General features: G+C 73.2%; 18 protein-coding genes. 3 read left to right on the top strand and 15 right to left on the bottom strand.

The genetic code is table 11. The annotated features are described in order from the left end of the window. Positions 1-117: 117 nt before the first annotated feature. Positions 118-474 carry an RNA polymerase-binding protein RbpA gene (locus LIV55_RS01200; RefSeq protein ID WP_068275780.1) on the top strand — a complete coding sequence of 119 codons (357 nt, stop codon included), beginning with the start codon at positions 118-120 and terminating at the stop codon, positions 472-474. Positions 475-604: 130 nt separating this feature from the next. On the opposite strand, the gene LIV55_RS01195 is transcribed toward LIV55_RS01200, so the two are convergent. From LIV55_RS01195 to LIV55_RS01180, 4 genes are read right to left on the bottom strand one after another with little or no spacing between them, the layout of a single operon-like run. Continuing rightward, entirely contained in the window at positions 605-1126 is a 522-nt protein-coding gene (locus LIV55_RS01195; RefSeq protein WP_229298935.1) for an FxsA family protein, read from the bottom strand. After that, a complete protein-coding gene (locus tag LIV55_RS01190; RefSeq protein ID WP_191564383.1) occupies positions 1123-1905 on the bottom strand; it encodes a polyprenol monophosphomannose synthase in 783 nt (260 codons plus the stop codon). The genes LIV55_RS01195 and LIV55_RS01190 overlap by 4 nt, the downstream gene beginning before the upstream one ends. Next, positions 1898-3490 (bottom strand): apolipoprotein N-acyltransferase, encoded by a 1593-nt coding sequence (gene lnt / locus LIV55_RS01185; protein ID WP_229298934.1) that lies wholly within the window; start codon positions 3488-3490, stop codon positions 1898-1900. Before lnt ends, LIV55_RS01190 begins: the two co-directional genes overlap by 8 nt. 51 nt (positions 3491-3541) lie before the next feature. Beyond that, positions 3542-3967 carry an Lrp/AsnC family transcriptional regulator gene (locus tag LIV55_RS01180; RefSeq protein ID WP_068275787.1) on the bottom strand — a complete coding sequence of 142 codons (426 nt, stop codon included), beginning with the start codon at positions 3965-3967 and terminating at the stop codon, positions 3542-3544. Between the two features lie 54 nt (positions 3968-4021). On the opposite strand from LIV55_RS01180, the gene LIV55_RS01175 reads away from it, so the two are divergent. Then, entirely contained in the window at positions 4022-4963 is a 942-nt protein-coding gene (locus LIV55_RS01175; RefSeq protein WP_229298933.1) for a 5'-3' exonuclease, read from the top strand. A gap of 52 nt (positions 4964-5015) precedes the next feature. Here LIV55_RS01175 and LIV55_RS01170 read toward each other — a convergent pair whose 3' ends face one another. The 6 genes from LIV55_RS01170 to LIV55_RS01145 are packed head-to-tail and all read right to left on the bottom strand — an operon-like array spanning position 5016 to position 11855. Next, positions 5016-7751, bottom strand: coding sequence for a DEAD/DEAH box helicase (locus LIV55_RS01170; RefSeq protein ID WP_229298932.1), 2736 nt, complete (start codon positions 7749-7751; stop codon positions 5016-5018). Positions 7752-7777: 26 nt separating this feature from the next. Then, on the bottom strand, positions 7778-8674 hold the full coding sequence (locus LIV55_RS01165; protein WP_123091772.1) for a diacylglycerol kinase: 897 nt from the start codon (positions 8672-8674) through the stop codon (positions 7778-7780). A 16-nt stretch (positions 8675-8690) separates the two neighbouring features. Further along, positions 8691-9512 carry a twin-arginine translocase subunit TatC gene (gene tatC / locus LIV55_RS01160; RefSeq protein WP_229298931.1) on the bottom strand — a complete coding sequence of 274 codons (822 nt, stop codon included), beginning with the start codon at positions 9510-9512 and terminating at the stop codon, positions 8691-8693. 34 nt (positions 9513-9546) lie between these two features. Beyond that, positions 9547-9852: a Sec-independent protein translocase subunit TatA gene (gene tatA / locus LIV55_RS01155; protein ID WP_229298930.1), complete on the bottom strand. Its 306-nt coding sequence runs from the start codon at positions 9850-9852 to the stop codon at positions 9547-9549. Positions 9853-9900: 48 nt separating this feature from the next. Next, positions 9901-10863: a helix-turn-helix transcriptional regulator gene (locus LIV55_RS01150; RefSeq protein WP_229298929.1), complete on the bottom strand. Its 963-nt coding sequence runs from the start codon at positions 10861-10863 to the stop codon at positions 9901-9903. After that, positions 10860-11855, bottom strand: coding sequence for a helix-turn-helix transcriptional regulator (locus LIV55_RS01145; protein ID WP_224767039.1), 996 nt, complete (start codon positions 11853-11855; stop codon positions 10860-10862). Before LIV55_RS01145 ends, LIV55_RS01150 begins: the two co-directional genes overlap by 4 nt. Before the next feature lie 85 nt (positions 11856-11940). Between LIV55_RS01145 and LIV55_RS01140 the strand changes: the two genes are divergently transcribed. After that, positions 11941-13050 carry a DUF3866 family protein gene (locus LIV55_RS01140; RefSeq protein ID WP_229298928.1) on the top strand — a complete coding sequence of 370 codons (1110 nt, stop codon included), beginning with the start codon at positions 11941-11943 and terminating at the stop codon, positions 13048-13050. A 196-nt stretch (positions 13051-13246) separates the two neighbouring features. Here LIV55_RS01140 and LIV55_RS01135 read toward each other — a convergent pair whose 3' ends face one another. From LIV55_RS01135 to dop, 5 genes are all read right to left on the bottom strand, one after another. Continuing rightward, positions 13247-13633: an FKBP-type peptidyl-prolyl cis-trans isomerase gene (locus tag LIV55_RS01135; RefSeq protein WP_068275809.1), complete on the bottom strand. Its 387-nt coding sequence runs from the start codon at positions 13631-13633 to the stop codon at positions 13247-13249. A gap of 63 nt (positions 13634-13696) precedes the next feature. Continuing rightward, positions 13697-14656 carry an FKBP-type peptidyl-prolyl cis-trans isomerase gene (locus tag LIV55_RS01130; RefSeq protein WP_163562370.1) on the bottom strand — a complete coding sequence of 320 codons (960 nt, stop codon included), beginning with the start codon at positions 14654-14656 and terminating at the stop codon, positions 13697-13699. Between the two features lie 103 nt (positions 14657-14759). Beyond that, a complete protein-coding gene (gene pafA / locus LIV55_RS01125) occupies positions 14760-16154 on the bottom strand; it encodes a Pup--protein ligase (protein WP_229298927.1) in 1395 nt (464 codons plus the stop codon). 42 nt (positions 16155-16196) lie between these two features. Further along, complete coding sequence (locus tag LIV55_RS01120; protein ID WP_068275815.1) at positions 16197-16397, bottom strand: ubiquitin-like protein Pup; 201 nt, start codon at positions 16395-16397, stop codon at positions 16197-16199. A 36-nt stretch (positions 16398-16433) separates the two neighbouring features. Further along, complete coding sequence (dop, locus tag LIV55_RS01115) at positions 16434-17924, bottom strand: depupylase/deamidase Dop (protein ID WP_229298926.1); 1491 nt, start codon at positions 17922-17924, stop codon at positions 16434-16436. Between the last annotated feature and the right edge of the window lie 24 nt (positions 17925-17948).

Here is a 17948-nt window from a genome sequence, read left to right as displayed (position 1 = left end):
CAGGCGACGTACCTCACGCCTGCCGCGGAGCCGGAACAAACTGGACGCCCCCGGGCGTTCTTCATGTGTGCCCGACAGCAGGGCGGGCGCACCCCCTGATCGACGAGGAGTACTGAGATGGCAGAGCGCACACTTCGCGGCACCCGCATGGTGTCGTTCAGCATGGAGACCACCGCGAACGTCGTCCCCAGCGAGCGGCAGATCACCACCTACGTGTGTGACGACGGCCACCGCACGGAGCTGCCCTTCTCGGTCGAGGCCGAGATCCCCAGCACCTGGGAGTGCCGTTGCGGCAAGCTCGGCAAGCTGCTCGACGGCCCCGAGCCCGAGCTCAAGCCCACCAAGCCCGCCCGCACCCACTGGGACATGCTGCTCGAGCGCCGTTCCGTCCCCGAGCTCGAGGAGCTCCTCGAGGAGCGTCTGGCGCTCCTGCGCGAGCGTCGCGGCGAGAAGCCGCGCAAGCGCTCCGCCTGACCGCACCCTCCTCGTACGAGAGCCGCCCCGGCACGACCGGGGCGGCTCTCGTCGTGCGGGGACGGCACGTCGCGCGGGGGTTGGCGGGCGAAGGGGGACCCCTCCCCCGTCGGACCGTGCTCGGCGTCTCTCAGTCCACGATCTCGCCCTCGACGACCTCGTCGCCGGGGTCGGGGCCGTCGTGGCGCGTGCGCCCGTCGCGGTGGGTGGCCGTGCGCACCCGGATCACCCCGAGGTCGCCGAAGACGCGGCGCCGGATGCCCGCCTCGAGCAGCGGCCGGGCGAGGGGGCGGGTGACGGGCAGGACGAGCAGCAGCCCGACGACGTCGGTGACGAAGCCCGGCAGCACGAGCAGCAGACCGCCGACGAGCACGAGGATCCCGTCAGCCAGCGCCCGGCTGGGCATCTCGCCCGTGCGGGCGGACGTGCGCAGGGCGCGCATCGCCCGGGCGCCTTCGCGCCGCAGCAGCCACACGCCGGCGACCGAGAGCGCGACGAGCGAGACGATCGTCCACAGGACCCCGATCCGGCGGCCGACGGCGATGATGACCGCGAGCTCGAGGACGACGAGCAGCAGCAGGGCCACCGGCACCCACGGCAGGACGCGGCGCCGCCGTCGCGGCGCTCCGGGCTGGCCGTGGATCTGGCTCACAGCTGGTGCCACCGCCGCTCGCGGTGCAGGAGGGAGGCGGCCTGGTCACGGCGGTGGCGCACGCCCCACCCGGTGATGCGCCGCATCGACTCCTTGACGACGTCGCCGTCCATCTTCGACTCGCCGATCTCGCGCTCGACGAAGGTGATGGGCACCTCGACGACGCGCATCCCGGCGCGCACCGTGCGCACGGTGAGGTCGGTCTGGAAGACGTAGCCGGCGCTCTCGACCTGGTCGAGGCCGATCTCGCGCAGGGTGTCGGCGCGGTAGACCCGGTAGCCGGCCGTCGCGTCGTTGACCGGCATGCCGAGGATCGCGCGGATGTAGAGGTTGCCGCCCATGGAGATCGCCTTGCGCGACAGCGGCCAGTTGACGACGCTGCCGCCGCGCACGTACCGCGAGCCGATGACGAGGTCGGCGTCACGCGCGGCCTCGAGCATCGCCGGCAGGTCCTCCGGGCGGTGCGAGCCGTCGGCGTCCATCTCGACGACGGCGTCGTAGCCGGCGTCGAGCGCCCAGCGGAAGCCGGCGAGGTAGGCCGCGCCCAGGCCCTCCTTGCCCTGGCGGTGCAGGACGTGGACCTGGTCGTCGGCGGCGGCGAGCTCGTCGGCGACCGCGCCGGTGCCGTCGGGGCTGTTGTCGTCGAGGACGACGACGTCGGCGCTCGGCACGCTGTCGCGCACGCGCTGCACGACGCGCGGGAGGTTCTCGCGCTCGTTGTAGGTCGGGATGAGCACGGCCACCCGGGTGATGGGGGGCCGCAGGGGGGCGTCAGGCACGGGCACTCGACTCCAGCTTCGTCTTCGGTGAGGTGTCGACTTTATCCGCCCGGCGCCCGCGCAGTCGCCCCGCCACGACGAGCAGGACGAGGGCCAGGGCGCTGCCGATCTCCACCCACGGGCCGAGCCGGTCGGAGGGGGTGAGCCCGGTGCGGGCGTCGAAGGTGCCGACGACCTGGGCCGCGGTGAAGAGCTCGGTGGGCTGGGTGACGGACCCGTCGGGGGCGATGACGGCGCTCACGCCGACGGTCGAGACGTGGGCGACGGGTCGGCCGTGCTCGATGGCCCGGATCCGCGAGATCGCGAGCTGCTGGGTCGACTCGGCCGTGTACCCGAAGGTCGCGTTGTTCGTCTGCACGAGCAGCACGCTGGGCAGCCCGCCGTCCTCGGCGTGGTGGACCGCCTCGCGCATGAGCCCGTCGTAGGCCACCTCGAAGCAGATCGTCGGCACGACGGAGAAGCCGCCCGCGGACCCCTCGACGGGGAAGGCCTGCGGCCCGGGCCCCTTCGCGAAGCCGACCCGCACGAGGTCGACCTTGTCGGAGAAGAGGCGGAAGAAGTCCCGGTACGGGACGTACTCGGCGAAGGGGACGGGGTGCTGCTTGACGTAGCGGGCCGTCGGGACGTCGCGACCGGGCTCGTAGAGCAGGCTGGCGTTGCTCACCTCCGGGCTCGGCTCGTCGAGGATCGCGCCGACGACGACGGGCACGTCGACGGCGTCGAGCGCGCGCTGCACCTGGGCGGCGGCGTCGGGGTTGCGCAGCGGGTCGATGTCGCTGGAGTTCTCCGGCCACACGACGAGGTCGAGGCGCTCACCGGAGCGGCCGAGCTCCTCGGTGCCCGTGACGTGGTTGTCGAGGACCTGACGCCGCTCGGCGTTGAAGTCGAGACCGGCGCGCGGCACGTTGCCCTGCACCATCCCGATCCGGGCCGGCGTCGAGCCCTCGGGCGCCTCGGCGTGGACCGGGAGGAGCAGGCCGGTCAGCCCGAGGGCGACGGCGACCGGCACGAGGAGAGCGGCGCGCAGCGTGCGGCGCACGACGAGCAGCACGAGCGGCACCGCGAGGAGAGCGACGACGAGGCTGATCAGCGGCGCCCCGCCGAGCCAGGCCCACCGCGCGAGCGGGCTGTCGGCCTGCCCGAAGGCGAGACGGGCCCACGGGAAGCCGCCGAAGGGGACGGTGCCGCGGACGAGCTCCTGCAGCACCCACAGCACGGGCAGGGCGAGCGCGGCGAGCACCTCACGGCCCCGGGCGAGCAGCGGGCGCTGCACGGCCGCGAGGACCGCTCCCATGACGGCGACGTAGAGGGCCTGCACGGTCGACAGCGCCACCCACGGCATCGCGCCGACGAAGATGCCCGACCAGTGCAGCGTCGGCAGGAAGGTCGCCCAGCCGGCGAGCATCCCCAGCCCGAAGCCCGCGCGTGCCCGCACGCCCCACAGGGCGAGGCCGACGAGGGCGACGCCGGGCACCCCGGCGAGGTGGATCCCGTGGTCGGGGAAGGTGAGCCAGACGAGCAGCCCGCCGGCGACCGCGAGGACGGCGCGCACCCAGGCGGGCGGGGCGAAGGGGGTCTCGGGCACGTCCGAGCCTAACCCGGGGACGTCCATCCCTTCGCCGTCGACCCGGTGCGCTCAGTCCTCCCAGGGGGTCGACAGCACGACCGTCGTGCGGGTCGAGACCTCCGCCTTGGCACGGATGGTCGCGATGAGCGCCTCGAGGTCCTGGGGGGTGCCGACGCGCACCTTGAGCAGGTAGTTGGCGTCGCCGGCGACGCTGTAGCAGGACTCGACGTCGGCGACGTCGCGCAGCCGCTGCGGGATGTCGTCGGGAGCACGGTGGTCGAGCGGCTCGACGGCGATGAAGGCGGTGAGCGGACGACCGGCCTGCGCGTGGTCGACCTGGGCGGTGAAGCCGCGGATCACCCCGCGCTCCTCGAGCCGGCGCACGCGCTGGTGCACCGCCGACGTCGACATGCCGATGGCGCGCCCGAGGTCGGTGTAGCTCATCCGGCCGTCGACGACGAGCAGGTCGACGATGCGCTGGTCAGCCTCTTCCATGCGGGTGACGATAGGCGACGGGGCGCCGTGGCGCCGGACGCATAGGCTTCGGCCATGCCGTCTGCGACGCCGCGCCTGCTCCTCCTCGACTCCGCGAGCCTGTACTTCCGCGCCTTCTACGGCGTCCCGGCCCGGGCGGAGGCGCCGTCGGGCATCCCGACGAACGCGGTCGCCGGCTTCGTCGACATGATCGCGACCCTCGTCGGGCGCTACCGGCCGACGCACGTCGCGGCCTGCTGGGACGACGACTGGCGCCCGCAGTGGCGGGTCGACGCGATCCCCACGTACAAGGCCCACCGCGTCGCCGAGGACGCCGCAGAGGGCGAGGAGGTGCCCGACGAGCTCGGGCCCCAGGTGCCCGTCATCGCGCAGTGCCTCGAGGTGCTGGGCGTGCCCAAGGTCGGAGCCGCCCACTACGAGGCCGACGACGTCATCGGCACCCTCGCCCACCACTACCGCGGAGTCATGCCCGTCGACGTCGTCACGGGCGACCGCGACCTCTTCCAGCTCGTCGACGACGCCTCGGGCACGCGGGTCATCTACACCGCACGCGGCGGCGTGCGCGACCCCGACGTCGTCGACCAGGGCTACCTGCGCACGAAGTACGACGTCCCTACCGGCGACGCGTACGCCGACATGGCGGTGCTGCGCGGCGACACGAGCGACGGGCTGCCCGGCGTCGCCGGGATCGGCGAGAAGACCGCGGCCAGGCTCATCGCCGCCCACGGCTCGCTCGAGGGCATCCGCGCGGCGATCGCGAGCGGCGACCCGTCGATCAAGGGCGCGCAGCGTGCCCGGCTCGAGGCGGGCAGCGACTACCTCGACGCCGCCCCGCGCGTCGTCGCCGTGGCGCGGGACGTGCCGGTGACGGACGTCGACCTGACGATCGGCCCGGAGCTGCCCGACCCGGCGGGGATGAGCCGGCTCGCGCTCGACCACGGCATCGCCGGTCCCCTCGGCCGGGCGGCGGCCGCGCTGTACCCGCAGGCCGACTGACCCGGCCCCGCTCCCCCTTCGCCCTGCCCGCGGCGTCCCGGTGCCGGCCGCGTCAGTCGATGCGGTCGGCGGCGACGACCCCGCGCATGACGGTGTCGATCGCCTTGCGGGCGGTGCTGCGCAGCCGGTCCTCCTCGGAGGCCTTCGCGATCTGGTCGAGCAGGTCGACGATCTGCTTGCAGCGGCGCACGAAGTCGCCCGCGGTGAGGTCGGAGTCGAGGAGCACCTCGTCGAGCCGGCGGCCGCTCGCCCAGCGGTGCACCTGCCAGGCGATCCCGGCGTCGGGCGGGTCGGTCGGGTCGAGCCCGGCGGTGTGCTCGCGGGCCTCGATGTCGCGCCAGCGCTCCTGCATGTCCTCCCAGGCGATGGCGAGGCCGTCGGTCGGGATCCGCGGCATGAGGTCGGCGTCGTCGCGCCGCGGCTCGTAGACGAGCATCGAGACGGCGGCGGCGAGCTCGGCCGGGGTGAGCTGCTTCCACGTTCCCGCGCGCAGGCACTCGGCGGCGAGGAGGTCCTTCTCGGAGTACAGCCGGCGCAGCCGGGCGCCGTCCGCGCTCACGGCGTCGCCGCCCTCGTCGAGGTAGCCGAGGTCGACGAGCACGGACACGACCCGGTCGAAGCGGGCCGCGACCGAGCCGGTCCGGGAGTCGACGGTGCGCTGCAGGGCGCTCTGCTCGCGCTTGAGGCGCCACCAGCGCTCGGACCACCGCGCGTGCTCCTCGCGGTCCGGGCACGCGTGGCACGGGTGCGCCCGCAGCTCCTGGCGCAGGCGGACCAGCCGGGCGTCCTCTCCCCCGGCGGCCTCCTTCGCCTCGCGCCGGATCGACGGCGCCCCCTCGTGGGGCGCCTTGACCCGCAGCGTCGTCGCGAGATCGGTCCGGTGCCGGGCCGAGCGCGGGTTGAAGGACCGGGGCACCGCGAGCTTGCCGAAGGGGGTGACCGGCCCGTCGAGGTCGGAGGTCGTGAGCCGGCGCACCTGCTTGTGCTCGGTGAGCACCATGGGCTCGCCGGACTGCCCCTTGTAGGGCCGGGCCGGGATGACGACGACGGCCAGGCCGGAGCGGCGGCCCCCGATGCGGATGATGTCGCCGGTCTCGAGGGAGTCGAGGGAGACGGCGGTCTCGGCGCGACGGGTCGCCGAGCGCTGCTTGCGCCCGGACTTCTCGAGGTCGCTGATGCGGTGGCGGATCTGCGCGTACTCGCGGAAGTCGCCGAGCTCGCAGTGCATCGCCTCGGCGTAGCCCTCGAGCGACTCCTGCTGGGAGCGGACCTTCGAGGCCAGGCCGACGACGGCCCGGTCTGCCTGGAACTGCGCGAAAGAGCTCTCGAGGATCTCGCGGGCGGTCTGGCGCCCGACGGTCGCCACGAGGTTGACCGCCATGTTGTACGTCGGGGCGAAGGAGCTGCGCAACGGGTAGGTGCGGGTCGAGGCCAGGCCCGCCACAGAGAGCGGGTCCATGCCGCGCGACCACACGACAACGGCGTGGCCCTCGACGTCGATGCCGCGTCGGCCGGCCCGGCCGGTCAGCTGGGTGTACTCGGCGGGGGTGATCTCGACGTGGGCCTCGCCGTTGAACTTCACGAGCTTCTCGAGCACGACGGTGCGGGCGGGCATGTTGATGCCCAGGGCCAGGGTCTCGGTCGCGAAGACCGCCTTGACCCGGCCCGCGGTGAAGAGCTCCTCGACGACCTCGCGGAAGATCGGCAGCATGCCCGCGTGGTGGGGCGCGTACCCGCGCTCGAGGCCGGCGAGCAGCTGGTGGTAGCCGAGGACCGTGAGGTCCTCGCCCTCGAGCACGGCCGAGCGCTCCTCGAGGGTGCGCCGGTTGCGCTCGCCCTCGGCGGCGCTGATGAGCCGGACGTCGTTGCCGAGGAGCTGCCCGACGGCGCCCTCGCAGCCGACCCGGCTGAAGATGAAGGTGATCGCGGGGAGCAGCCCCTCGCGGTCGAGCTGGGTGATGACCTCGGTGCGCGAGGCTCCGCCGCCGAAGCGCTGACGCGCCCCGCCCTGGGGCCGCCCGCCCCGGCCGCGCCGGTCGCGGTCCCGCCCGCCCCGGCCCCGGGCCGGGCCGTCCTCGCCGGAGCGCGAGGCGCTGCGCACGGCGTCCATGAGCAGCGGGTTGACCCGCCACCGGTCGGCATCGTCGCTCGGCGTCGCGCCGTCGACGAAGATGTCGTAGACCTCCTTGCCGACCTGCATGTGCTGCCACAGCGGCACCGGCCGCTCCTCGGAGACGACGACGACGTTGCCGCCGCGCACCTCGTCGAGCCAGTCGCCGAACTCCTCGGCGTTGCTCACCGTCGCCGAGAGCGAGACGAGCTGCACGGACGGCGCGAGGTGGATGATGACCTCCTCCCACACCGCCCCGCGGAAGCGGTCGGCGAGGTAGTGCACCTCGTCCATGACGACGAAGCCCAGGCCCTCGAGCGTGCTGCTGCCCGCGTAGATCATGTTGCGCAGCACCTCGGTCGTCATGACGACGACCGGCGCCTCGCCGTTGATCGAGGTGTCGCCGGTGAGCAGACCGACCTGCGCGTGCCCGTGGCGGGCCGCGAGCTCGTGGTACTTCTGGTTCGACAGGGCCTTGATGGGGGTCGTGTAGAAGGCCTTCTGCCCGCGCTGGAGCGCGAGGTGCACGGCGAACTCCCCGACGATCGTCTTGCCGGCTCCCGTCGGCGCCGCGACGAGCACGCCGTGCCCGGCTGCGATGGCCTCGCAGCCCTCGATCTGGAAGGGGTCGAGCGGGAAGTCGACCCCGGCGGCGAAGGCGTCCACGGCGTCTGACATGTCGTCAGGCTAACCGGGCGGGTGGGTCAGATCAGGATGCGCACCGCGCCGGGCACGACGTCGACGTCCACGGGCAGGGGGTAGAGGCGCTCCCCGTCGGCGTAGGCGACGACGCCGGGCGCGTCGAGACGCACGGAGCGCGCCCGGTGCACGCTCACCGCGGGGTGCCCGAGATGGGCGCCGCGGAAGACCTTGGGGAAGACGCGCAGGAGCTCCGGGACGCTGATCTCGTCGACGACGAGCACGTCGAGCAGGCCGTCGGCCATGTCGGCGTCGGGTGTGACGCGCATGCCCCCGCCGTAGGCGCGCCCGTTGCCGACGCACACGAGCATCGCGCGCGGGTGCGACAGCTCGCCGTCGAGGGTGAGCGTGTACGGGATCGGGGCGAAGGTGGGCAGCTCCCGGGCGATCGCGAGGTTGTACCGGGCCGGCCCGCGGGGCCACCGCATCGTGTTCGCCCGCTCGTTGACCAGGGCGTCGAAGCCGCCGCACAGGACGCCGAGGTACCACCGCTGCTGGCTGGCGTCGGTGCTGCGCACCCGGCCGAGGTCGACCGCGCGGGCCGAGCCGTGCAGCACCCGCTCGACCGCGGCCTCGACGTCGCGCACCGGCAGCCCGAGCTCACGGGCGTTGTCGTTGCCGGTCCCGACGGCGACGACGCCGAGGGGCACCTCGGTCTCCGCGCAGATGTTGACCCCGAGGCCGACGGCCCCGTCACCACCGGCGACGACGAGGGTGTCGACCTCGCCGTCGCGGACCGCACGGCGGGCCTTGGCCTCGGCCCGGCGGGCGTCGAGCCCGGTGAGGTCGACGACCTCGGCACCGCCGCGCTCGAGCAGGTCGGCGACGGTCGTGCCGACCCGGGCGCCGGCGTTCTTGCCGGCCGTGGGGTTGACGAGCAGACCGATGCGGCGAGAGCTCATGACGCCAGCCCGCGTCTCAGTCGAGCGCGGAGGCCTGGTCCTCCGGCGTGTCGAGCCAGGCCGGTCGGGCCTGCTCCCGCTTGCGGGTGATGAGCATGCCGATCCCGCAGGCGCCGAAGTACAGCACGACGAGCGGACCCGCGAGCAGGAACATCGTGAAGGGGTCCGGCGTCGGCGTGATGACCGCCGCGGCGACGAAGATGAGCAGCACCGCCGGGCGCCACGCCCTGAGCATCTGGCGGCCGGTGAGCACACCGATGGCGCACAGCGCGACGAGGACGACCGGCAGCAGCCACGACGCCCCGAAGGCGAAGATGAAGCGCATGACGAAGGTGAAGTAGTCCGTCGTGCTCTGGATGTTCGAGCTCGTGTCCTCGTCGGGGGTGAAGCCGTAGAGGATGATGAGGGCCTTCGGCAGCGTGTAGTAGCCGAAGGCGCAGCCCGCCGCGAAGAGCGGCACGGTGGCGCTGAAGAAGGCTCCGGAGATGCGCTTCTCGCGCCTGGTCAGGCCCGGGACGACGAAGGCCCAGATCTGCCACAGCCAGATCGGGCTCGTCATGAGGATGCCGGCGAAGATCGAGATCGACAGCTGCTGGCTGAAGGCCGCCGTCGGGTTGCCGAAGTTCAGCGCGATGACGCTCTCGGGGTGCAGCCGCTTGTACTCGCGGAAGGGCGAGGAGAGGTGCTCGTAGATCGGCGTGTAGTAGATCCAGCCGACGACCGTCCCGACGACGACGGCGGCCGCCGCGATCATCAGCCGGCGCCTCAGCTCGATGAAGTGCGCCTTGAGGGGCATCCGCCCCTCGGGGTCCTTGGGCGTGCGTCGTCGGGTGGCCACGGCGGCGTGCGAGAGCGGTGCGAAGGGGGTGTCGTCAGACGACCGGGCCGGAGGTGTTGTCCGTGCGCGGCTTCGTCTCGTCGATGAGGGCGTCGCCCTGGCGGTGGGTGACGTCGTCACGCACCGGGGTGCCGGCGGAGGTGATGGTGCCGGACTCGCGGGCCTTCTTGGCCTCCTCGCGAGCGCGGTCCTCCTCCTTCATCTCGTTGACCTCGGACTTGAAGACACGAGCGGACTTGCCCAGGCTGCGGGCGGCGTCGGGGAGCTTCTTGAAGCCGAAGAGGAGCAGGATGAGCAGAGCGATGATGAGCAGTTCGCCGGGACCGAGCCACTGAGGCATGGCGGACGCCTTTCACGAGATGGTTGGACGCCTGCGAGTGTACGCCCGTCAGGCTGAGTAGCCGCTGAGCGCGGCGAGCGCCCGGGCGCGCACCGCGTCGACGGCGGGCTGCGGCGCCTCGAGCACCGCGTGCCCCCCGCAGCCGAGGACGAGCCGGGCCAGCCAGGCGTCGTCACGGGCCGTGAGCCGCACCCGCAGGTCCTCGCCGACCTCCTCCTGCGACAGCGTCGGGTAGTACTCGGCGACCCAGCGGGCGCGGGGCAGCAGCAGCAGGGTGACGACACGATCGTCGGGCGCTCCCGAGTACGGCCCCTGGGACAGGTCGCGCGAGACCGCCTGCGGCGGCGGGGTGCCGTCGACGTCGAGCAGCTCGATCGCCTCGACGCGGTCGAGGCGGAAGAGGCGTGTGTCCTGGGCGAGGTGGCACCAGCCCTCGAGGTACCAGTGGCCGTCGAGCGCGACGACCCGCATGGGGTCGACGTCGCGCTCGGTGCGCTCGTCGCGCGAGGGCACGAGGTAGGTGAGGTGGACCCGGCGGCGCTGCTGCACGGCGCTGCTCGCTCTCTGGAGCACCTCGTGGTCGCGCTCGCCCTCGGCGACGACCCCGACCCGGTCGATGCCGGGCAGGGACCCGGTCGCCTGCTCGAGGGTGGCCAGGGCGCGCCGCACGGCGTCGGAGGGGCCGACGCCGGAGGCCTCGAGCGCGCGCAGGCCGACGATGATCGTCGTGGCCTCCGCGACCCCGAGGCGCAGCGGGCGGCTGATCGTCTCGGCGTTGTCGATGTAGACGTGGCCCTGCTCGTAGCTGACGTCGATGAGCTCGTCGGTCATCGGCCCGTACCCGCACATGAAGAGCAGGTCGAGGTCGTCGCGCAGCTGCTGCTCGCTGACCCCGAGGCCCTCGGCGGCCTCGGAGAGCGCGATGCCCTGGCGCGAGACGAGCCACGGGACCATCGTCAGCAGCCGCGAGACCCGGGTGGTCGCCGGCTCGGCGGGCGTGCGGGGGCTCATCGGGCTCCTCCGAGGCTGGCGAGCACGCCCTCGAGGCGTGACCGGACGGCGGTGACCAGCTCCTCGGGCGACTCGGCCACGACGTCGCCGCCGTACCCGGCGAGCTCGTCGGCCAGGGCGTGCGTCGAGGAGTGCTCGACCTCGAGACGGTCCCACCCCTCCCCCGCGTCGGTGCTCGCGCGGGCTCGCCGGCGCAGCGCGTGACCGGCGCCGGTGCGCACGCGCACGACGGCCACGGTCGTCGGGCGGTCACCCTGGGCGAAGCGCGCGACCGCGCCCTGCGGGTCGAGGTCCTCGGGGCGCTGGTGGGTGATCTCTCCCCCGGTGCGCACGGCGGACGAGATCCGCGAGAGGCGGTAGATCCGCTGGCCCGCGCGGTCGAGGTCGTACCCGGTGAGGTACCACCGGCCGTGCCACGACGTGAGCGCCCACGGGTCGACCCGTCGGGTCTGCGGCTCCGCGGCCCCGGAGCGGGTGTAGTCGAAGGTCACCGTGCGGGCGGCGACGGTCGCCTCCTGCAGCGCGGGGAAGGAGGGCTCGGAGCCGCCGAGGGTGGGCTCGATGCCGACGAAGGGGTCCTCCGTCGCCCCGTCGCCGGGCTCGAGCGAGGCGACCTTGCGCCAGGCCGTCGCGGCGCTGGGCGCCATCGCCGCGTGGGTCCACACGCGGCTGGCCAGGCCGATGACCGCGAGCTCGTCGGGGGCGAAGGAGAGGTCGGGCAGCGCGTAGTCGCGCTGGTCGATCCGGTAGCCCGGCTCGTCCTCGAAGGCTCCGCCGATCTGCTCGGTGACGAGCGGGATGCCCAGACCGCGCAGCTCGTCCTTGTCGCGCTCGAACATGCGGTCGAAGGCCTCGTCGGACTCGACGCCCTGGTACGCCTCGACCATCGTGCGGATGCGCGCCTTGGGCAGGGCCCGGCGGGTCGAGAGCAGGCACATCGTGAGGTTCATCAGCCGCTCGGTCTTGGCCCGAGGGGTGTTGCTGACGGCCACGCGCTCTCCCTTCGCCGCTCGCGCCGCTGCGGCGCACGCCCGACGCTACCCGAGGGTCGCGAGGCGGGCAGATAGCCTTCGCGCCATGATCCACTGGCGCCGCGGCACGGTCTCGTCCGTCACGGGCGGCTGGGGGCCGGTGGTCACCGTCGACGTCGAGCTCGACGAGGGCGGGGTCATGGCCGCGCTCGCCGACACCCCGCTCGTCGGCACCCCGCGGGTGGGCGACACGGTGCTGCTCAACGCGAGCGCGCTCCTCAAGGGGCTGGGCACCGGGGGCCAGGCCCTCGTCGTCGCGATCCCCGACGCGCTGCCCCCGGACCCCGTCGACGCCGACGGCGCCCGACCGCCCGGCCACATCGTCAAGGCGCGCTACGCGCCGCTGCAGACGATGGTCCTCGCGCTCGAGGAGCAGGAGTCCGCGCACCACGAGGCGATGGCCGGTCACCCCCAGGTCGTCGCCGGCGACCTCGAGGGCATGCCCGTCGTCGCCGCCGAGCTGCACTCGGCCCTGCCGGCCGTCGTCGCCGGCGTCCACGCCGACCGCCCCGGTGCTCGCGTCGCCTACGTCATGACCGACACGGGCTCGCTGCCGCTCGGCCACTCCCGTCTCGTCGCCGCGATGCGCGAGAGCGGGATGCTCACGAGCACGACGAGCGTCGGCCAGGCGTACGGCGGGGAGCACGAGGCGATCACCCTGCACTCGGCGCTGCTCGCGGCGCGCTACGTCCTCGGCGCCGACGTCGTCGTCGTGGCCCAGGGGCCGGGCAACGCCGGCTCGGCGACGCCATGGGGCTACTCCGGCATCAGCCAGGGCGAGGTGCTCAACACCGTGCACACGCTGCGCGGTCGTGGGGTCGCGGTCCTGAGGGTCTCCGCGGCCGACCCGCGCGGTCGTCATCGCGGGCTGTCGCACCACACGGCGACGACGCTGGGCCGGGTGGTCCTCGGGTCGGCCGACGTGCCGCTCGCCGACGACGACCACCTCTCCCCCGGTCTGCGCGAGGCGGTCGAGGCCGTCTGCGCGTCCGCGACCGGTCGCCTCTCCCCCGTCCTCGTCCCCGCCGGTGGTCTCGACGAGGCGCTGCGCGCCTGCCCGGTGCCGCTCGCGACGATGGGCCGCGGCTACGCGTCCGAGCGCGCCGCCTTCGTCACCGCCGCCGCCGCCGGCCGCCACGCCGCCGCCCTCCTCTGACCCCCTTCGCCCTCGTCCCCACTTTCCCGCCCAGGGCGGGAAAGTGCGACCTCGGGAAGGAAATGTTCTCGCCCGAGGTCGAATGTTCCCGCCCAGGGCGGGAAAGCTGAGACAGCCCCCGGACGCACCACGGGCCCCCGACCGGCGTACCGGTGGGGGCCCGAGGCGTGGGGCGAAGGGGGTGTCAGCCGACTCCTCAGCCGACGGAGACGAGGTCGACGACGAAGATCAGGGTCTCGCCGCCCTTGATCGCGCCGCCGGCGCCGCGGTCGCCGTAGCCGAGGTGCGGCGGGATGGTGATCTTGCGACGACCACCCTCCTTCATGCCGAGCAGGCCCTGGTCCCAGCCCTGGATGACCTGGCCGACGCCGACGGTGAAGGCGAGCGGGGCGCCGCGGTTCCACGAGGCGTCGAACTCCTCGCCGGTGCTGTGGGCGACGCCGACGTAGTGCGCCTTGATGGGGTCGCCGGGGGTGGCCTCGCGGCCGTCGCCGACGGTGATGTCCTCGAGCACGAGCTCGCTCGGCGGGGTGTCGCCGGGGAACTCGATCTCGGGCTTGGTCGTGCTCGGGTCGAAGGGCATGCGGACCTCCTGGGGTCTGGGGTTGCGGGTGGCGTGGCAGGTCGTCGCGGCGCGAGCGCCGGGTCAGACCTTGCCGAGGACGTCGATGACGAAGACGATCGTGTCGTCCTTGGTGATGCTGCCGTCGGGGCTGCCGGTCTTGCCGTAGCCGTCCTTCGGGGGCACGACGAGCAGGACGCGGTCTCCGACCTTCGTGCCGGCGAGCTCCTCGTCCCAGGCCTTGATGACCTGGCCGCCGCCGACCGGCACGGCGAAGGGGCGACGCCCCTCCTGCTTGCTGGAGTCGAAGACCTTGCCGTTCTTCCACAGCGCGCCGGTGTAGCTGACGTAGGCGGTGTCGCCCTTCTTGACCGTCGCGCCGTCGCCCTGGACGAGCGTCTGGGCCGTCGTGGAGCTCGGAGCCTTGCCCTTGGGCATCTCGAAGGTCGCGGCCTTGTCGGTCGAGTAGGTGACCTTCGGCAGGCCGGACTTCGCGGCGACCTCCTTGCCCTCGGCCTCCTTGAGCATGACGTCCTTGACGTCGTAGACCATGACGACGGAGTCGGTCGCGGCGACGCCGAGCTGCTCGTTGCCGGTCTCGCCGAACATCTCCTTCGGCGGGACGACGGCGGTCGCGGTGCTGCCGACCTTCTGGCCGACGATGCCGTTGCGCAGCCCGGGGAAGATCTGCTCGTTGCCGAGGTCGATCGCGATGGGGTCCGCGGTGTAGGTCTCGGTGTTGGGGATCGGCTTGCCGCTGGTGCCGTTGTAGAGGGCGATGTCGACGGTGACGACGTCGTCCTTGCTCACCGGGGCGCCCTTGCCCTCCTTGACCGTCTTGACCTCGGTCTTCGAGGTGGAGACGCTCTTGTCCTCGAGGGCGATCTTCGGGGCGGCCTTCTCGGTGCCGGCGGTGACCTTCACCTGGTCCACCGCCCCCGAGGAGGCGGCCTCCGGGGCCTCGGTGTCGTCACCGCCGCAGGCGGTGAGGGTCAGTGCAGCGGCCGCGGTCAGCGCCACGGTCGCGCGGGCACGTGAGATCACGAGGAGTCCTTCGTCTTGGGGGTGACTTCTCCTCCACCATAACCACAGCCCCCTGAGAGACGCCTGACCGAGCCGTCCGACGGCCCTGGTCGGCGGGCCCTGCTCAGGGCGCGGCGGCGGGCTCCGGCGAAGCGGGGCGCATCGAGGCGATGAGGGCGTCGACCCGCTCGTCGACGGCGGCGAAGGGGTCCTTGCACAGGATCGTGCGCTGGGTCGCGTCGTTGAGCTTGAGGTGGACCCAGTCGACGGTGAAGTCGCGGCCGTGCTCGCGCGCGGCCCGCACGAAGTCGCCGCGCAGCCGGGCCCGCGTGGTCTGAGGAGGGGTGTCCACGGCCGCGGCGACGCGGGCGTCGTCGACGACGCGGGCGACCCGCCCGGCCCGCTGGAGCACGTGGTGCACCCCGCGCTGCGGGTCGATGTCGTGGTAGGCGAGGTCGAGCTGGGCGATGCGGGGGTCCTCCATGCCCACTCCCCTGCTCGCGGCGTAGGCGTCGAGCAGCCGGTGCTTGACGACCCAGTCGACCTCGGTCGCGACGAGGTCGAGCCGGTCGGTCTCGATCGCGGTGAGCGTGCGCTGCCACAGCTCGACGACCTGGGTGGTCACCGCGTCGTCGATCCCCTCGCGCTCGACGAGCTCGAGGACTCCGGCCAGATAGGCCTGCTGCAGCTCCAGGCCGCTCATCTGACGACCGTCGGCCAGCCGGACCGTGGCTCGCCCGGTGATGTCGAGGCTGATGTCGCGGATCGCCCGGATGGGGTTCTCGAGCCGCAGGTGGTCCATCCGCACGCCGGACTCGAGCATCCGCAGGACGAGCGAGGCGGACCCCACCTTGAGCAGCGTCGTCGTCTCGGTCATCGTCGAGTCGCCGACGATGACGTGCATCCGGCGGTAGCGCTCGGCATCGGCGTGGGGCTCGTCGCGGGTGTTGATGATGGGGCGCGAGCGCGTCGTCGCCGACGAGACGCCCTCCCAGATGTGGTCGGCCCGCTGGCTCACCGAGAAGACCGGTCCCTGGCTCGTCGACATCACCTTGCCCGTGCCGGCGACGAGCTGGCGCGAGATGAGGAAGGGCAGCAGCCCCTCGGTGATCGCGCCGAAGTCGTCGGTGCGGGCGACGAGGAAGTTCTCGTGGCAGCCGTAGGAGTTGCCGGCGGAGTCGACGTTGTTCTTGAAGACGTAGATCTCGCCGTCGACCTCGTCCTCGGCCAGACGTGTCTGCGCGTCGTCGACGAGCTGCTGGACGACGAGCTCGCCGGCGCGGTCGTGCGCGATGAGGTCGAGCAGGTCGTCGCACTCGGCGGTCGCGTACTCGGGGTGGCTGCCGACGTCGAGGTAGAGCCGCGCGCCGTTGCCGAGGAAGACGTTGCTCGAGCGGCCCCACCGCACGACCGAGCGGAACATGTACCGCGCGACCTCGTCGGGCGTGAGGCGCCGCCTGCCCTGCGACGTGCACGTCACGCCGAACTCGGTCTCGATGCCGTAGATGCGCCGCTCCATGGCGCCCAGGCTAGGGGCAGCGCCCCCGGCCCGGACCGGCGGCTACTCGCCGCCCTTCTGCACGAAGCTCTTGACGAACTCCTCGGCGTTGGTCTCGAGCACGCCGTCGATGTCGGAGAGCACCGAGTCCAGCCCCTCGTCGCGCGCGGCGTTGCTCGCGCTCACCTGGCCGAAGGCGTCGTCGCCGGGGGTCTCGTCCCCGCCGCCGCCACCGCTGCGCCGCACCTGCTCCTGACCGGCCATCACCGGCTCCTCTCGTCGACGGGTCGAGCCCCCAACCTATGCCCCGAGCGCCTCGACGACCTCGCTGACCGTGTCGTGGGCGAGCGCGGCCGCGGTCGCGTCACGACCCAGGGCGGTCGGCTCGGGCATCGAGATGCGCGCGACCCCGCGGGGGACGCGCAGCACGACGGAGTCCCAGGACGCGGAGATGACGTCGGGGGCGTGGTCGCGCACGAGCCGCCCGCGCAGCCAGGCACGGGTGTCGGCCGGCGGCGTGGTCACCGCCGCCTCGACCTCTTCGGGCGTCGTCAGCCGGGTGATCCGGCCGGCCGCCTCGAGGCGGGCGAAGACCCCCTTCGCCGGGCGGATGTCGCTGTACTGGATGTCGACCGCCTGCAGCCGCGGGTCGCCCCACGCGAGCCCGTCGCGGTCGCGGTAGCCCTGGAGGATCGAGAGCTTGGCGACCCAGTCGAGGTCCTTCGCCGCCGACATCGGGTCGCTCTCGAGGAGCGTGAGGACCCGGTCGAGATGGGCGAGGACCTCGTCGGTCGCCTCGTCGCTGCCGTGCCGCCCGAGGTGCTCTCCGATGAGCTCGCGGTAGGCCCATAGGAGCTGGACGGCGGTCATCCGCCGACCGTCGGCGAGCTCGACGAGCGCGGTGCACGTCGGGTCGTGCGAGACCTCGCGCAGGGCCCGAAGGGGGTCGCGGAGGGCGAGCCGGCCGCGCACCGCGTCGGCCTCGACGAGGGCGAGGACGAGCGAGGTCGAGCCCATCTTCAGCAGGTTGGCGACGTCGGCGAGGTTGGCGTCGCCGACGATGACGTGGAGCCGCCGGTAGCGGTCGGGGTCGGCGTGCGGCTCGTCCCGGGTGTTGATGATCGGGCGGCGGAAGGTCGTCTCCAGGCCCACCTCGGCCTCGAAGAAGTCGGCCCGGGAGCAGATCTGGTAGCCCGCGCCCTCGCTCTCGCGGCCCAGGCCGACGCGGCCCGCCCCGATGACCACCTGACGCGCGACGAAGAAGGGCGTGAGGTCGCGCACGACCCGGGCGAAGGGGGTGGCGCGGTCGAGCAGGTAGTTCTCGTGGGTGCCGTAGGAGGCGCCCTTGCCGTCGGTGTTGTTCTTGTAGAGCGTCACGCCCGGCGGCCGGGTCGACAGCAGCTCGACGGCCTCGCGCATGACGAGCTCGCCGGCCCGGTCGTGCACGACGGCGTCGCGGGGGGTCATCACCTCGGGCGAGGAGTACTCGGGGTGGGCGTGGTCGACGTAGAGGCGCGCGCCGTTGGTGAGCACGACGTTGGCCAGGCCCGGCTGCTCCTCGTCGGTGAGCTGGGTCGGGTCGGCCTCGTCGCGGGGCATCGAGAAGCCGCGGGCGTCGTGCAGCGGCTGCTCGTCGGAGTAGTCCCACGCCCCGTGCGTCGCGCGCAGCCCGTGCTCCCTCGCGTAGCGCGAGACGACGAGACCGGAGGTCTGGACGGGGTCGGCCCACGGCTGACCGGGCACGGAGATGCCGTACTCGGTCTCGATCCCCATGACTCTGCGCACGCTCATGTCCCCCAGCGTAGGAGGGCGCGG

The sequence above is a fragment of the Janibacter melonis genome (assembly GCF_020567375.1).
Taxonomy (GTDB): Bacteria; Actinomycetota; Actinomycetes; order Actinomycetales; family Dermatophilaceae; genus Marihabitans; species Marihabitans melonis.
The sequence above is the reverse complement of the archived record's forward strand: the minus strand, read 5'-3'. Positions and strand labels throughout refer to the sequence as shown.

Bases quoted from the DNA above. Each gene is read 5' to 3' on its own strand.
- LIV55_RS01200 (WP_068275780.1), top strand. From the start codon at position 118: ATGGCAGAGCGCACACTTCGCGGCACCCGCATGGTGTCGTTCAGCATG.
- LIV55_RS01180 (WP_068275787.1), bottom strand. From the start codon at position 3,967: ATGGAAGAGGCTGACCAGCGCATCGTCGACCTGCTCGTCGTCGACGGC.
- LIV55_RS01175 (WP_229298933.1), top strand. From the start codon at position 4,022: ATGCCGTCTGCGACGCCGCGCCTGCTCCTCCTCGACTCCGCGAGCCTG.
- LIV55_RS01170 (WP_229298932.1), bottom strand. From the start codon at position 7,751: ATGTCAGACGCCGTGGACGCCTTCGCCGCCGGGGTCGACTTCCCGCTC.
- LIV55_RS01165 (WP_123091772.1), bottom strand. From the start codon at position 8,674: ATGAGCTCTCGCCGCATCGGTCTGCTCGTCAACCCCACGGCCGGCAAG.
- tatA (WP_229298930.1), bottom strand. From the start codon at position 9,852: ATGCCTCAGTGGCTCGGTCCCGGCGAACTGCTCATCATCGCTCTGCTC.
- LIV55_RS01150 (WP_229298929.1), bottom strand. From the start codon at position 10,863: ATGAGCCCCCGCACGCCCGCCGAGCCGGCGACCACCCGGGTCTCGCGG.
- LIV55_RS01140 (WP_229298928.1), top strand. From the start codon at position 11,941: ATGATCCACTGGCGCCGCGGCACGGTCTCGTCCGTCACGGGCGGCTGG.
- LIV55_RS01135 (WP_068275809.1), bottom strand. From the start codon at position 13,633: ATGCCCTTCGACCCGAGCACGACCAAGCCCGAGATCGAGTTCCCCGGC.
- pafA (WP_229298927.1), bottom strand. From the start codon at position 16,154: ATGGAGCGGCGCATCTACGGCATCGAGACCGAGTTCGGCGTGACGTGC.
- LIV55_RS01120 (WP_068275815.1), bottom strand. From the start codon at position 16,397: ATGGCCGGTCAGGAGCAGGTGCGGCGCAGCGGTGGCGGCGGCGGGGAC.
- dop (WP_229298926.1), bottom strand. From the start codon at position 17,924: ATGAGCGTGCGCAGAGTCATGGGGATCGAGACCGAGTACGGCATCTCC.